The sequence below is a fragment of the Blastococcus sp. LR1 genome, from assembly GCF_020166105.1.
GTDB lineage: Bacteria > Actinomycetota > Actinomycetes > Mycobacteriales > Geodermatophilaceae > Blastococcus.
Genome location: NZ_JAIUJY010000004.1, coordinates 240,272 through 253,624, shown reverse-complemented (window position 1 = coordinate 253,624; position 13,353 = coordinate 240,272). Strand labels below are relative to the sequence as shown.

Sequence of the window (13,353 nt, the reverse complement as noted above, 5' to 3'; positions counted from 1 at the left end):
GGCACAGAGCTCTGCTCAGGGGCCGGGAGCGACGGCGGGGGACGACCGGACCAAGACTGCTTCCGCAGCGCAGCGCCCGAAGGGCGGAAGGATCTTGGTCCGGTCGGGAGGAGACGGCGCGGGAGGCCCTTACGCTGAGCTGCCGGACGGGTCGGGGGACCAGCAAGGACAGCCCGCCGCAGGCGGACGGTGACGACGGCGCAGCCGGCGCCGCGCGCAGCGTGGCCCGATGTGTGCTCCTGGCCCACCCCACCGGCCCCGGCGCGACGACGGCGACGGCGCGCCCACCGGTCAGCGAGCCCCATCACCCGACACGTCGCGGAGAGACCAGAGGGACCGGCCACGGGCACTGCCGTCCCGCCGGGCCCCGGGTGCGGTGTCGTGCGCCATGAGTCGAGCGTGGCCAGGCCAGCGCCCGCCCGATGGTGTCGGTCCCGATGTTGTGGACAGGAGCCATCGTCCACAGGGACCGGTTGCGCGGGAGCGTCCCGATGCCCGGGCCTGCACCGGCTGGCTGCAGGACAACAGGAGGAGAACCGGAGGAAGGCCATCCGCAGAACGTGGTTCCCAAGCGCGGGCGGCGCAGGCCGGTCAGGGACAGGGCCGCGGAGCGACAACCGGGGATCAACCGGAGACGAACAGGAGGCGGTCCGGGGAGACCCCCTGATCGGGACGGGGCCGAACCCGGCCGTAGTACCGGGAGGCTGTCCACCGGCCGGTCTCCGTCGCTAGCAGGTGCCCCCCACCGGTGGCCGTACAGGGGAAGAACCGGAGCCCGTCAGAAAAGGCTGGCTGTGAGGTGTCACCAGCGGGCCCGAAATGGCGCCTTCTGTGGTGAAGGCACCGCCACCGACGACTTCCGGGGAGCCAGCCATGCCCGACCCCACCGCCGGCCACGAGCCGGAGCTGCTGACCATCACCGAGGCCGCCGACGTGCTGCGCGCGCCGGTGGCCACTCTCCGGTACTGGCGACACCTCGGCACCGGCCCGAACAGCTTCCGGCTCGGCCGGCGCGTCCTCTACCGCCGCGTCGACCTGCGCGCCTGGATCGACGCACAAGCTGACCAGTCCCCCCGCCGATAGCCCCGCGCCCGGCGGAGGGCGGCTGGGCGGGGCGCGAAGCCGCGTCGGACTCCCGGCAGACGGTGCGGCCGTGTGGCCAGCCCTGTCTGTGGACGACGACGGCCGTGCACAGAAGCCGGCCGGGACAGGCTCCGGCGGCGCCGGAACGGCGACGCTCGCATCACCGAGAGGAGCAGCGATGGGATGGATGGGCCCGGTCGTGGGCGGCCAGGAGCACGAGGGCTGGGTGGTGCCGCTGTTCGCCGACGGCGCGCAAGGCGCCGGCACCACCAGCGCCCGCGGGGTGCTGATCGCCCGCCGGCCCGACGACGGGCCCTGCGACGGCGACCGGGTCCGGCTGACCTACCGCAACGGTGCCACCGCCGAGGGCGTCTGGTCCGACGGCACGGTCATCGGCGATGACGGGATCATGCCCGCCGACGCCGGCGACCCGGTGCACTGCGAGGTGATCGAGGAGGCCGACCAGTGGCGTCCGGACGCGGAGGTGGTCGGCTGGGTCGCCGGCTGCACCTGTGGCTGGCGCGGCATCCCCTGGGCCCGCGTGACCGCATGGGAGCTGGCCGACCCGGCGGCGGGGCAGCTGGTCGTTGCCGGTCCGTGGGCCGACCTGGAGGCCGCCGACGAGACGCAGGTCATCGCCGAGTGGCGCCGGCACATCGCCGGATGGCAAGCCCTCGAGGACGTCGAGGCGGCCGCCGCCGGGCAGGCCGCCGCCGCCCGCGCGCTGGACGAGGCGGTGCGCGCCGCCGTCGCGGCCGGGGCCTCGTGGGCCGACATCGGCCGGGTCACCGGCCTGACCGGCCGGTCGGCGGCCGAGCGGTGGTCCCCCCGTGGCTGAGCAGCCGACCGGCCAGCCCGGACCGAACGAGCAAATCCCGTCAAGGGCGGCGCATCCCGCTCGTCGTCGACCTCGACGGCGAGCCGCTGGCCCCGCTGCGCGCCCTGGAAGAGATCCTGCTGCGCCTGGGCACGTGGGAGGACGACGACCAGCAGGATCCGGGCACCGAGACCGAGCCGCTGCGATTGCCGGCGCCACTGGCCAACCGGGTCGCCCTCGCCGCTGTCCAGCGCCTGCTAAGCGCCCTGGCGCCCACCCAGTCCCGGCCACCACGGTGCGGCCGGCTGCTCGCCCCGGACGGCCGCTACGAGTACGCGCTCACCCTGCCCGGCGCCGGAGTCGACGGTGACCGCCCGTCCTGGTCACGCCACTCGCCGGCCGAGGTTGGCGCGGATGTCGGCGGCCACGTCCGAGAGATGCCGGTAGGTGTCGGTGGGCAGCCGCCAGCCGATTCCCGCCTCGGCGAGGACGTCGTTCCCCGCTCGGGTGGACAGTGCGGCTTGCTCGGCATCCCGGGAGATCTTGTTGAGTCGCCAGCTGGGCGAGGCGGGCATGCGGTCGATCTCGGACAGTTCGCGGTGGCGTGCGCGCACGGCGTGCTCGCGCCAGCTGTTTATCATGCTGCTGGCGCCGTCCGGGCAGCAGGAGCTCTCCGGGCAGACCAGCGTGGCCCGTAGCAGCCGGTTCTCGAGCAGCTTCTGGCCATGGCTGCGGTCGAGGCTGCGGCCGAAGGCGGTGAAGTACACGTTGGCCTCGCCGCCGCCCGTGCGGGGCTTGTCGCTGGGACGCCTGCGGGCCAGCAACTGGGGAAAGTGGCCGGCCTCGCCGTGCCCGGGACCGGTCTCGTAGCCGGCGGCTCCCACGCCGGTAAGGGCTGCACCGTAGAGGCCTTGGCGCCAGGACAGCACCCGCCGTCCGGCGGCGGCGTGCTGGGTGGCGGTCATCAGCGTGGCGATGGCGTCGTAGCTGGCGGTCCGCTGCTTGGACCAGGACATCGACAGCGCCACGTAGCGGGTGTTCATCTCATCAGCGGTAGCGAGGAACGGGTCCAGCCCGGCCGGCCAGGTGGACTGGGGGCCGAACTGGTGCAGGGACGCGGCGAAGACCGGCGCGACGGGCAGGTCGATGTCTTCGCGCTCCAGATAGCGGGCGGTCCGGATCAACAGGCTGCGGTTGACCTCCAGCCAGGCGCTGTTTCGCCGGTCGACGTAGACGTAGGGCGGAATGAGCACCGTAGCGCCCTGCTCGCGCTGGAAGCCGATTACCTGGTCGACCAGTTCGTCCTGCAGTTCGTGGTGGCCGAGGTCTGCCGGGGTCAGCTTGTCTGCGGTGGCGTACGGCAGTCGCGCCCAGCCATTGCTCGGCGACTGCTGATCGGCCAGCAGCGGGGTGAGCGGGTCGACCAAGAACGGCACCCCGGCTGCATCCGCAGTCTCCCGGAGGCCCGGCCGCTCCATCGCCACCTGCGCATCGGCAACCACCCCGGTGAGCGGCAGCTCCCGCAGGGGCCACAGTCCGCTGGCGGCCGGGGCGCACAGATCCTTGACGAGCAGGTGGTCACCGCGACCGGCCCTGATCAACAGATCCATCGGTGAGTCTCCTACCACAGAGTTACCGAACTGTGACGCTTGCGGGGTGAACCTTAGCACGAACTTGACGATGTACCTAGCGGCGAACGGTGAGGATGTATAGCGTCTACCTCGCAGGCCGAACGGACCGATCGGCGCTGCCTCAGAAGGAGACCAGTCAGATGAGCCCGACCCGCACCGCCGCGGCGGCGGCGTCCCAGCCTGCGTCGCACGACCCGGCCGGAGACTCCCCCGTCTACCGCCATGTCGTGGCCGACACGCGCCGCGCGCTCACCCTCGCCGAGATCGGGGAGATCGTCGGCGCCGGAGAGCGCGCAGTGCAGAAATGGGCCGCCGGCGCCGCGCGGCCCGAGGGCACCAAGCGCGACCGGCTGCTGGAGCTGCAGTACGTCATCGCAGAGCTCTCCGACGTCTACAAGCCCGAAGGCATCGACATCTGGCTGCACGCCCGACAACGCGCCCTAGGCGACCGCCGCCCGATCGACGTACTGAAGGCAGGCGACTTCGAGACCGTGCTGCGACTGGTGCAGCGCCTCGCCGGCGGGTCGAAGGTTCGGTAAGGCGTGCAGCGCTCCATCGCCGAACGCGTCGCGGCCGTGCCACCGATCAGCGTGCACGGCACCTTCTACCGACACGCGGCGGTCAACCGCGACGCCTTCGCCGGCGGCGACCAGGGACGCTGGGGAGAGACGTTTCCCGTCATCTACCTCGGCCGTCCACCGACGTCAGTCACCGCCGAGGCCTACAGGCACCTGGTCGAGGCCTACGGGATCCCCGTCGAGCTTGTGCAGCCGCGCCGCTTCTATACCGTCACCGTGGATGTCGACGCGGTGCTCGACCTCACCAACCCCCACAACGTCGCCGCCGTGGGACTCTCCGCTGCCGACCTGAGGTCCGAGGTCGACGACTACGCCGCCTGCCAGCGCGTCGCCGCCGCCGCCCACCAGCTCGAGCTGCATGCCGTCCTCGCCCCCTCGGCCACCGGCCTGGGCGAGACGCTCGCGCTCTTCCGGGAACGGATCACCCTGCGGGAGATGCCGGTGGTGCGCACCGAGGAGACCTGGAACACGCTGCCGGCCGACCCACGCCAGCTCCGCGCCGTCCCGCCCAGGCAGGCCTGACCCAAGTCATCCCACACCGGGCTCCTGACTGACCTGCGCGGTAGTGGACCAGGCCGCCGCCCCGGCGCCACAGCGGTCACGCCCCCCAGACCAGGCGCGGGGCTGACGGGCGGACTGTCTCACAATCTCGGTCCGCACATAGTCCGCAGAAAGTCCGCAAGACACCCAGAACGCGCCGTCCTCGACCAACGACACTTCACGCCTATACATGCAGCTCAGAACGGGAGTTTGCGCGAACTATGCTGCTCAGGGGAGAGCGGCATAATCATGTCCGGGATGACGAGGGCGGCCCGTTGTCAGAGGCGTCCGGCACGCTGAGAGACGCATACCTCGCTACGGAGGTCCTCATGGACGGCTCGATCACCCGCATCACGCTCAGCGACGGCTCAACCCGCTATCGCGCCCGGTATCGCGACCCAGGCGGCCGTCAGCACGAGAGGCGCTTTGCGCGGAAGGTAGATGCGCAGCGCTGGCTGGATGAGGCTACGTCAGCCATGGTCACGCAAACGTGGACGGCGCCAGTCCGAGGCCGGATCACCGTCGAGGAGTGGTCCGATCGATGGCTGTCCTCGCAGACCGGGGTCAAGCCGAGCACCCTCTACCGGTACGAGAACCTCCTGCGGACCCACGTCCTGCCGTCGTGGAGTCGGTACCGGCTCGCCGACGTCACCCACGCCGACGTCGCCGTCTGGGTGGCTGAGCTGCTGACGCAGGGATCCGCCCCGGGCACGGTCCGCCAGGCCCACCGCGTCTTCTCACTCCTCCTGGGCCTCGCCGTCCGCGACGGGCGCATCCCCCGCAACCCGGCCGAGCGCGTACCCCTGCCCCGAGTGACGCGGCAGGAGCCGAGGTTCCTCAACCATGACGAGGTCGAGCGGCTCGCCGACGCGGCGGGTGAGGACGGGGACGTCATACGGCTGCTCGCCTACACCGGACTGCGCTTCGGCGAGATGGCCGCCCTGCGGGTCCGACGGGTCGACTTCCTCCGGCGCCGGCTCACCATCGCCGAGGCGGTCACCGAAGTCGGCGGGCGGCTGGAGTTCGGCACACCGAAGACCCATCAGCAGCGGACCGTGCCCCTGCCCGCGACCCTCGCCGAGTCGCTGGCCCGCCACTGCGAGGGCAAGCAGGGCGACGACCTGCTGAGGACCACGGCCAGCGGCACGGTGCTGCGGCTGCGGAACTGGCGTCGGGCCGTCTTCGATCCGGCGGTCCGGACGGCCGGGCTGAGCGACGTCACCCCACACGACCTCCGGCACACCGCCGCCTCTCTCGCCGTCGCCAGCGGCGCGACCGTCAAGAGCGTCCAGCGGATGCTCGGGCACGCCTCGGCGGCCATGACGCTGGACGTGTACTCGGGCCTGTTCGACGACGACCTAGCCGCTTTGGCCGACCGGATGGACGCCGCCGCGCGGGCAGCCACGGACGCGCGTGTGGGCGCCGTGTGGGCGCGGCCAGCAGCCGAGACTCCGACGAAGGGAAAACGCCCAGGTCAACGCGGTGGGCCCCGTGGGGATCGAACCCACAACCCGCGGATTAAAAGTCCGCTGCTCTGCCAGTTGAGCTAGAGGCCCGGCGGCTGGAAGGCTACCGGCGGGGTCGGTGAAGCTCGGTGATCCCGCTGGCACGGCGACGGCCGGCTCGGGACCGACCCGCGGAGGCCTCCCCCATCAGGTGAACCACGACGATCCGCAGGACACCGGCATCCCCGTCGTCCAGGGTGTGTCCGTGGAGGTCCTGCGGGTCTACGGCGCGGCTCTGGTCCTTCCCGGCCTGCTGTTCGGGGTCATGTCCTTCAACCTCGCCGGCTTCTGGGCTGCGGACGGATCCGAGGGACTGCCGATGCGCTTGACCTGGGGAGCGATCGGTCACCTCGTCGGGGCGGCGATCGCGGGCACCCTGAGCTTGATCGGCGAGCGTCGTGCGGGGGAAGGCCACGGATTCGGCCCCCGCCAGGCCGCGACGGTTCCGGTGCGCGGCGGCGACGATCTGCCCTACCGGATCAAGGTCGCCCTCCTCGGCCTGCGCGCGGAGATCCGCCGGGCCGATGCCGACGCCGGGATCTATGTCGCTGAGACCCTCCGGACCTGGAACGGTCCAGGTGAGCGCGTCACCGTCGAGCTCAGCGGGGACGCGGCACATCCCCAGGCCCGGGTCACCAGCCGACCGCTCAGCCGGGGTCAGCTCCTCGACTCCGGCCGAGGACGGAGCAACGTCAACCGGGTGATCGAGGCGCTGCAGGAGTAGGCCCGTCGGGGCGGCACTACACCGGCAAGGTGCACATCACAACCTCCCGCGACGCACGCCGACCGGACGGCGGTGCATCCTTAGGTGTCGAGCACGTGCCCGCGGGAGACATACCTCATGACCCATAGGTCATGTTCCGGCGGCACCGAGCCGACCACCGATGGGGAAGGGCGCCGCGGCGCCTCGCCGAGCACAGCCAGAGAGGCAGCCGTGACTTCCGAGCGCAGCGCAGTTCCGGACAGCGCGAACCCCGACGTCGTACTCGTCGGGGCCGGCATCATGAGCGCCACCCTGGCCCAGATGCTGAAGATCGTCGCCCCCGACTGGAGCGTCGCCGTCTTCGAGTCCGGCAGCGCCGTCGCGGGCGAGAGCTCCGGCCCCTGGAACAACGCCGGCACCGGGCACGCCGCCCTCTGCGAGCTCAACTACACGCCCGCGGGCCCCGACGGCACGGTCGACCCGACCAAGGCCACCACGATCAACGAGCAGTTCCAGGTCTCGCGCCAGTTCTGGTCGCACCTGGTCCGCGGCGGGATGACCGGCTCCCCGAAGGACTTCATCTCCCCCGTTCCGCACCTCAGCTTCGTCTCCGGCGAGAAGGGCCGCAGCTACATGCGCGCCCGGCACTCGGCGCTGGCCGCCCAGCCGCTGTTCGAGGGCCTCGAGTACACCGAGGACTCCGCACAGATGGCCCAGTGGCTGCCGCTGATGATGGAGGGCCGCGACCCTCAGGAGATCGTCGCCGCGACCCGCTCCACCGCCGGCACCGACGTCAACTTCGGCGCGCTCACCCGCCTCATGCTCGACGACGTCGCCCCGAAGGGCGTGAACGTCTACCTCAACCAGCGCGTGCAGGAGCTGGAGAAGGAGTCCGATGGCCGGTGGAAGGTCACCGTCCGCGACACCAGGTCCGGTGACGAGGTCACCGTCCGCGCCCGCTTCGTGTTCGTCGGTGCCGGCGGCGGCGCGCTTCCGCTGCTGCAGAAGGCCGCCATCCCCGAGATCAAGGGCTTCGGTGGCTTCCCCGTCAGCGGCCTGTTCCTGCGCACCCGCTCCCCGGAGCTGGTCAGCCGCCACCAGGCCAAGGTCTACGGCCAGGCCGCCGTCGGCGCCCCGCCGATGTCGGTGCCGCACCTGGACCTGCGCCTCATCGACGGCGAGTACTCGCTGCTCTTCGGCCCCTACGCCGGCTTCTCGCCCAAGTTCCTCAAGGCCGGTTCGATGTTCGACCTGCCGCTGAGCGTCAAGCCCAACAACCTCGGCTCCATGCTCGGCGTCGCCCGCACCGAGCTGTCGCTCACGAAGTACCTCGTCGGCGAGCTCCTGCAGAGCCGGTCGGCCCGGCACAAGACCCTCACCGGGTTCGTCCCGACCGCCGTCCAGGACGACTGGGACATGGTCACCGCCGGCCAGCGCGTGCAGGTCATCAAGCAGGACCCGAACACCGGCAAGGGCGTGCTGCAGTTCGGCACCGAGCTGATCGTCGGCGGCGACGGCACCATCGCCGGCCTCCTCGGGGCCTCCCCCGGCGCCTCGACCGCCGTGTCGGCGATGCTCACGCTCCTCGAGCGCGCCTTCCCCGAGAAGGTCGCCGGCTGGCGTCCGCTGCTGCAGGAGGCCATCCCCTCCTACGGCCGCTCGCTGGCCTCGGACAAGGCGCTGCTCGAGCAGGTCCGCACCGACACCATGCAGACGCTGGAACTCAACGGCTGATCCCAGCCGCTCCGCCCCGGAGGGGCCGGTCCCGCCCGGGACCGGCCCCTCCGTGCGTCAGAGCACGTCCAGGACCAGCAGCAGGATCAGCGTCAGCAGCGCCGAGAGTGCGAGCGAGCCCAGGCAGCCGAGTCGGCTGGAGAAGAGGAAGAACATCGCCCTCCGGTGCCCACCGAGTGGCGGAGCCCACACGCCATGTGCGGTGAGTCACCCGCGCGAGCGCCGCACCACCCGTTCAGGGGATCGCGGGTGACGACCTCGGTTACGTACGGTCATGTTCGTTCCGGTCGGGGGCGGGTCGTCCTGCCTCCGTCCGCCGAAAGTTTCCGCCCGCGTCCTCGACGCCGGCGGGCAGACCCCGGCCCGGCTGACCCGTTCCCCCCGGGGCAGCCGGGCCGGCTTCTTCTCCGGCCTCAGGCGGGATCGCAGACGCGGCGGACCAGATCGACGAGCGCCGTCCGCAGGGCGTCGTCCACCGGCAGGTCGACCACCACCGGCGACTCCTCCCCCACGGTGATCTCCAGCGGGAAGACGTGCGGCTGCTTGGTCTCCGCGAGCACGTGCGGCTCGCAGGTCGCCGGCTGGAACACCACGGCCGCCGCGGCGTCGAGTGCGTCCGCGGGCAGCTCCAGCGGCAGCTCCGCATCGACGTCCAGCAGCACGCTGCGTCCCAGGCGCCCGACGGTCACCGGCTCCGCGCTGTCCCGCCGGCGGAGCGTGAGCCGGCCGGTGAGCTCCTCGTCCCCCGGCTGCAGAGCCGTCACGACCACCTCGACGGACTCCGCGAGCCGCTCGGCGGCGCACGCCTCGGCGTGCAGCCGAGCCGGCACGTCGCCCGCGAGCGGCACCGCGAGCTCCTCCACCGCACCGTCGGGACGGCGCACCGTCAGCAGCGCAGCCGCCGGTCCGGGGCGCACCGCGCAGTCCACGCCGTCGTAGGTCACCGGCAGGTCGATCACCCGGCCGGCTTCGAACTCCGCCGTCACCGGTACCGCCGGGACGGGATCGAATCCTGGAACGCGCAGCGCGACGGCGGTCACCGCGAAGGCCTCGGAGGCGGTGATCCGCAGGTGGAACCGGTTACCGACGGCGGCGTCGGTGCGCAGCCGGACCGCCTCGGCCGTGACGCCCGAGACCGCGGGCAGGCCCGGCGCGGCAGACGGGCGGGTGCCCTCCCGATCCACCTGCGGAGCGCAGCCGGCCATCACCAGGACGGCGGCGCCCAGCGCGACAGCCCGCCTCATGCCGCCGCAGCCCAGGACGGTCCGGCGGCGCTCAGCGGTGGCGGCTGGGCACCCGCGCCATGACGTGGCCGGCCTCCATGCGCACCTCGAGCTTCTCCTGCGGATTGGCGGCCGGCCCGCACCGGGGCTCGCCGTTGTCCAGGTCGAACGCGGAGCCGTGCCACGGGCAGACCAGGCACTCCGAGCCGCGCACGGTCTCGACCGTGCCCTCGTCGAGCGGCCCGGAGAGGTGCGAGCAGGCGGAGACGAAGACGTCGACCCGCGCTCCGCGGCGCACCACGGCCAGCGGGACGGCCATGCTGCCGCCCTTTCCGGTGCGCATCGTCGGCCGACCCTCCGCCAGGTCGTCCAGCGGGCCGAGGTCGATCCAGTCCGTCGTCAGACCGCGCACCGCCGTCGCCGCGTGGGAGGCGCCGGAGGACTGTGCGTAGGACATGTGGCCGCCGATCGCCGCCGAGCCACCGGCGAGGCCGAGGCCGGAGTAGGAGAGCACCCGGCCCAGTCCGCCCCGTCCGCGACTGCGCGCCACGAGCGAGCCCACGTAGAACCCGAGCGCGGCGGTGTTGAGCACCGCGTGCAGGGCACCCAGGCGCCGGACGCCCGTTCCCTGCTCCGACCAGTCAGCGGCTCCCGAGAGCGCGGCCGGCACGGCCGCGGCGACGCCGGTGCCGATCAACAGGGTGGCCGCCGGCCGCATCGGCGGGATCGCGTCGAGCAGTCCGGCGGAGACCCAGCTGCCGACGGGTACCTGGACCATCACCGGGTGCAGCGGGTGTCCCAGCCAGGTCCCGTGCAGGAAGTCCTTGAAAGCGCCCGGCTTGAGGGCGCCCTGGACGGCCTTGCGGGCCGGCTCGATCACCTTGTCGAAGGCCGACACGTCCGCGACCCGGTCCAGGATCCCCATGAGGCTCATGGCCGACCACTACCCCCGAGGTCAGCGCCCGATACCCCGTCCTCGACGGACTCACAGGCAACCGTGAGCAAGGACACGGGTGCATCACAGTCACGACCGGCATGTTCAGGGGTGACAACGGTTATGCCGAAGAGGAGCCTTGACCCTGCTCGACCTCTTGCTGACCCGCCCGCCTGCCGATCGGAACCCCGTGACCTGCGCGTCCCTGCTGCACCGTGGCGATGCCACCGAGTCCTTCGGCGACCCGCCGCGGACGACGGCACGCCCGGACGCGGGCGTGGCAGCACAGCTCGTCACCCGGCTGCGGCGTGACGACACCCCCGCGCAGTTCGCCCGGTTCGTCCTGGTCGGCGCCGTCACCACTGCCGTGTACGCGGCCTTCTTCATCACGCTGTCCGGCAGCGGCTACCTCGTCGCGCACCTCGTCGGCACGGCGGTCTCCACGGTGCTGGCCAACGAGCTGCACCGCCGGCTGACCTTCCACGCCGACGAGCGCGTGCACTGGTTCACCGCCCAGTGGGAGGCCGGCGGCGTCACGGTCCTGGGCCTGCTGGCGACCAGCTCGGCCCTGGGCTGGCTGGACGCCGTCACCGACGGCACGAACACCGGGCTGCAGATCGCCGTCGTCGCCGCGGTGACCGCCTTCATCGGGCTGATGCGCTTCCTGGCCCTGCGCTGGATCTTCCGCCCGGAGCCGGAGCCGGCCGCCTCCTGAGCGGTTCGGGCTGAGGTCGACCCGCGTCGTGGTTAGCCTCGTCGGGGTGAGCGAGCCCGGTTCGAGCCCGTCCCCTTGGCACCGCCGTGCCCGGGTCGCCGGGTGGTGGGCCGCCCGCGCCGCCCTCGCCCTGTGCGGCGCGCTGGCCGCCGTCCTCCTGTTCGCCCGGGTGGATGCGCCCATCGGCCCGTTCGACGCCACGCTGGCCTTCCGACCGGCCAGCGGCGGGGCGCAGGTCTCCGTGGCGCCGCTGGGCGAGCTCGCCGTCGACGTGTACGACGGTCCGTTGCGTCTGGACGTCGACCTGCAGCGGGTCGACCAGGAGCGGGCCCAGGCACTGGCCACGGACCCCGTGCGGCTGGCAGGGGTGGTCGACCAGGTCACCGAGGACCTCCGGTCCGCCGTCGTCCGCCTGATCTGGCTGACCGCCCTCGCGGCCCTGGCCGGCGGCGCCCTCACCTCCTGGGCGGTGCTCCGCCGGCGCCGGGAACCGCTGATCGCGCTGGGCCTCACCACCGCCGTGCTGGCGGCCACCGGCGGCATCGGCGTCGCCACCTGGCGCCCCGAGGCGCTCTCCCAGCCCACCTACACCGGGCTGCTGACCAACGCCGGCAGCCTCATCGGCAGCGCCGAGGACATCGTCGCCCGCTTCGACGCCTACCGGGCCTCCCTGGAGGACCTCGTGGCGAACGTCGGCACCCTGTACGCCACGCTCTCCGCCCTGCCCGCCCCGGCGGCCGGCGACGACACGGTGGCGATCCTGCACGTCTCGGACATCCACCTGAACCCCGCGGGATTCGACCTGATGCAGCAGGTCAGCCAGCAGTTCGGGGTGGAGGCGATCCTGGACACCGGCGACATCACCGACTGGGGCAGCCAGCCGGAGAACCGGCTGATCACCTCTGTGGGCGACCTCGACGTCCCCTACGTCTACATCCGGGGCAACCACGACTCCGCGACGACGGCGGGCCTGCTGGCGCTTCAGCCGAACGTGACGGTGCTGGACGACTCGGCGGTGACCGTGGCCGGCCTGCAGGTCGTCGGCACGCCCGACCCCCGGTTCACCCCGGACAAGAGCACCGGGGACGACGACGCCGGTGACGACGTGCTCGAGGAGTCCGGCGAGGAGCTCGCCGACGTGGTGGCCGACCTGCCCGAGCCGCCCGCGATCGCCATGGTGCACGACCCGAAGCAGGCCCCTCCGCTCGACGGCGGCGTGCCGCTCGTGCTGGCGGGTCACACCCACAGCCGCAAGATCTCCGAGCTCGAGGACGGCACCCTGCTGATGGTCCAGGGCTCCACCGGCGGCGCCGGGCTGCGCGCGCTGGAGGGCGAGTACCCCGAGCCGTTGACCTGCACGGTCCTCTACCTCGACCGGACGACGGGGGCGCTGCGGGCCTACGACGAGATCCGGCTGGGCGGCCTCGGCGAGACGGAGGTGACGGTGCAGCGCATCGTGGTCCCGCGCTCCGCGGAGGATGTCGCGCCCGTGGACTCAGGACCGGAGACCCCCGCAGCCCCGGCGTCCCCGCCCGGGTGAGCCCGCCGCCCTAGGCTGCAGCCATGTCGACGACGACCCGCACCGCCCGGTTGGCCGGTGGACTGCTGGCCGGAGGACTGCTCCTCACCGCCTGCTCGTTCACCTCCGAGAACGTCTCGTGCTCGGGCACGACCTGCACCGCCACGCTGACCGGGGAGGGCGCCGAGGCCGAGATCCTGAACCAGACCGTGACCTTCGGCGGCGTCCAGGACGGTCGTGCGTCGCTGAGCGTGGGCGGGGCCAGCGTGTCCTGCGGGGAGGGCGAGAGTGTCGCCGCCGGCCCCCTGGAGCTCTCCTGCTCCGGCGTCACCGACGACTCGGTGGAGCTGACCGCCCGGCTGAACTGAGCC

Annotated in this window: 13 protein-coding genes, 1 tRNA gene and 1 pseudogene; 10 read left to right on the top strand and 5 right to left on the bottom strand. The window is 72.5% G+C overall.

Features of this window, described 5'->3' with window-relative positions; all coding sequences use genetic code 11:
* Positions 1 to 873 precede the first annotated feature (873 nt).
* Positions 874 to 1,083, top strand: coding sequence for an AlpA family transcriptional regulator (locus LBW97_RS13135; protein ID WP_113810713.1), 210 nt, complete (start codon positions 874 to 876; stop codon positions 1,081 to 1,083).
* 178 nt (positions 1,084 to 1,261) lie between these two features.
* Positions 1,262 to 1,921 carry a hypothetical protein gene (locus LBW97_RS13130; RefSeq protein ID WP_224499822.1) on the top strand — a complete coding sequence of 220 codons (660 nt, stop codon included), beginning with the start codon at positions 1,262 to 1,264 and terminating at the stop codon, positions 1,919 to 1,921.
* Positions 1,922 to 2,283: 362 nt separating this feature from the next.
* Here the strand turns inward: LBW97_RS13130 and LBW97_RS13125 are convergent, their stop codons facing one another.
* Positions 2,284 to 3,510, bottom strand: a complete 1,227-nt coding sequence (locus LBW97_RS13125) for a hypothetical protein (RefSeq protein ID WP_142023914.1) — start codon at positions 3,508 to 3,510, stop codon at positions 2,284 to 2,286.
* A gap of 161 nt (positions 3,511 to 3,671) precedes the next feature.
* On the opposite strand from LBW97_RS13125, the gene LBW97_RS13120 reads away from it, so the two are divergent.
* The 3 genes and pseudogenes from LBW97_RS13120 to LBW97_RS20625 all read left to right on the top strand — a co-directional run.
* Positions 3,672 to 4,070, top strand: coding sequence for an antitoxin Xre/MbcA/ParS toxin-binding domain-containing protein (locus LBW97_RS13120; protein ID WP_113810716.1), 399 nt, complete (start codon positions 3,672 to 3,674; stop codon positions 4,068 to 4,070).
* Between the two features lie 3 nt (positions 4,071 to 4,073).
* Positions 4,074 to 4,631, top strand: coding sequence for an RES domain-containing protein (locus LBW97_RS13115; RefSeq protein WP_113810717.1), 558 nt, complete (start codon positions 4,074 to 4,076; stop codon positions 4,629 to 4,631).
* A gap of 239 nt (positions 4,632 to 4,870) precedes the next feature.
* Positions 4,871 to 5,929 (top strand): annotated as a pseudogene (locus tag LBW97_RS20625) (tyrosine-type recombinase/integrase); the annotation flags it as partial.
* A 203-nt stretch (positions 5,930 to 6,132) separates the two neighbouring features.
* Here the strand turns inward: LBW97_RS20625 and LBW97_RS13105 are convergent.
* Positions 6,133 to 6,205 (bottom strand) — tRNA-Lys (locus LBW97_RS13105).
* Between the two features lie 100 nt (positions 6,206 to 6,305).
* Here LBW97_RS13105 and LBW97_RS13100 point away from each other — a divergent pair.
* Both LBW97_RS13100 and mqo read left to right on the top strand, forming a co-directional pair.
* Positions 6,306 to 6,878: a hypothetical protein gene (locus LBW97_RS13100; RefSeq protein WP_224499821.1), complete on the top strand. Its 573-nt coding sequence runs from the start codon at positions 6,306 to 6,308 to the stop codon at positions 6,876 to 6,878.
* A gap of 210 nt (positions 6,879 to 7,088) precedes the next feature.
* Complete coding sequence (mqo, locus tag LBW97_RS13095; RefSeq protein WP_224499820.1) at positions 7,089 to 8,591, top strand: malate dehydrogenase (quinone); 1,503 nt, start codon at positions 7,089 to 7,091, stop codon at positions 8,589 to 8,591.
* A gap of 57 nt (positions 8,592 to 8,648) precedes the next feature.
* Here mqo and LBW97_RS20060 read toward each other — a convergent pair whose 3' ends face one another.
* The 3 genes from LBW97_RS20060 to LBW97_RS13085 all read right to left on the bottom strand — a co-directional run bounded on the left by LBW97_RS20060 (position 8,649) and on the right by LBW97_RS13085 (position 10,748).
* Positions 8,649 to 8,783: a hypothetical protein gene (locus LBW97_RS20060; protein WP_255601004.1), complete on the bottom strand. Its 135-nt coding sequence runs from the start codon at positions 8,781 to 8,783 to the stop codon at positions 8,649 to 8,651.
* A gap of 221 nt (positions 8,784 to 9,004) precedes the next feature.
* A complete protein-coding gene (locus LBW97_RS13090) occupies positions 9,005 to 9,835 on the bottom strand; it encodes a hypothetical protein (RefSeq protein ID WP_224499819.1) in 831 nt (276 codons plus the stop codon).
* Positions 9,836 to 9,866: 31 nt separating this feature from the next.
* Positions 9,867 to 10,748 carry a Rieske (2Fe-2S) protein gene (locus tag LBW97_RS13085; protein WP_224499818.1) on the bottom strand — a complete coding sequence of 294 codons (882 nt, stop codon included), beginning with the start codon at positions 10,746 to 10,748 and terminating at the stop codon, positions 9,867 to 9,869.
* Positions 10,749 to 11,025: 277 nt separating this feature from the next.
* Here LBW97_RS13085 and LBW97_RS13080 point away from each other — a divergent pair, with 277 nt between their 5' ends.
* The 3 genes from LBW97_RS13080 to LBW97_RS13070 are packed head-to-tail and all read left to right on the top strand — an operon-like array spanning position 11,026 to position 13,350.
* Positions 11,026 to 11,463 carry a GtrA family protein gene (locus LBW97_RS13080; RefSeq protein ID WP_224499817.1) on the top strand — a complete coding sequence of 146 codons (438 nt, stop codon included), beginning with the start codon at positions 11,026 to 11,028 and terminating at the stop codon, positions 11,461 to 11,463.
* A gap of 46 nt (positions 11,464 to 11,509) precedes the next feature.
* The gene (locus LBW97_RS13075; protein WP_224499816.1) at positions 11,510 to 13,003 is read left to right on the top strand and encodes a metallophosphoesterase; all 1,494 of its coding nucleotides are present in this window, start codon (positions 11,510 to 11,512) and stop codon (positions 13,001 to 13,003) included.
* 23 nt (positions 13,004 to 13,026) lie between these two features.
* Positions 13,027 to 13,350 carry a hypothetical protein gene (locus tag LBW97_RS13070; RefSeq protein ID WP_224499815.1) on the top strand — a complete coding sequence of 108 codons (324 nt, stop codon included), beginning with the start codon at positions 13,027 to 13,029 and terminating at the stop codon, positions 13,348 to 13,350.
* The last annotated feature ends 3 nt before the right edge of the window (positions 13,351 to 13,353 follow it).

What these genes read in the sequence shown, in the direction of transcription:
- LBW97_RS13085 (WP_224499818.1), bottom strand. Translation starts at nt 10,748, where the DNA reads ATGAGCCTCATGGGGATCCTGGACCGGGTCGCGGACGTGTCGGCCTTC.
- LBW97_RS13090 (WP_224499819.1), bottom strand. Translation starts at nt 9,835, where the DNA reads ATGAGGCGGGCTGTCGCGCTGGGCGCCGCCGTCCTGGTGATGGCCGGC.
- LBW97_RS13125 (WP_142023914.1), bottom strand. Translation starts at nt 3,510, where the DNA reads ATGGATCTGTTGATCAGGGCCGGTCGCGGTGACCACCTGCTCGTCAAG.
- LBW97_RS13130 (WP_224499822.1), top strand. Translation starts at nt 1,262, where the DNA reads ATGGGATGGATGGGCCCGGTCGTGGGCGGCCAGGAGCACGAGGGCTGG.
- LBW97_RS13070 (WP_224499815.1), top strand. Translation starts at nt 13,027, where the DNA reads ATGTCGACGACGACCCGCACCGCCCGGTTGGCCGGTGGACTGCTGGCC.
- LBW97_RS13120 (WP_113810716.1), top strand. Translation starts at nt 3,672, where the DNA reads ATGAGCCCGACCCGCACCGCCGCGGCGGCGGCGTCCCAGCCTGCGTCG.
- LBW97_RS13135 (WP_113810713.1), top strand. Translation starts at nt 874, where the DNA reads ATGCCCGACCCCACCGCCGGCCACGAGCCGGAGCTGCTGACCATCACC.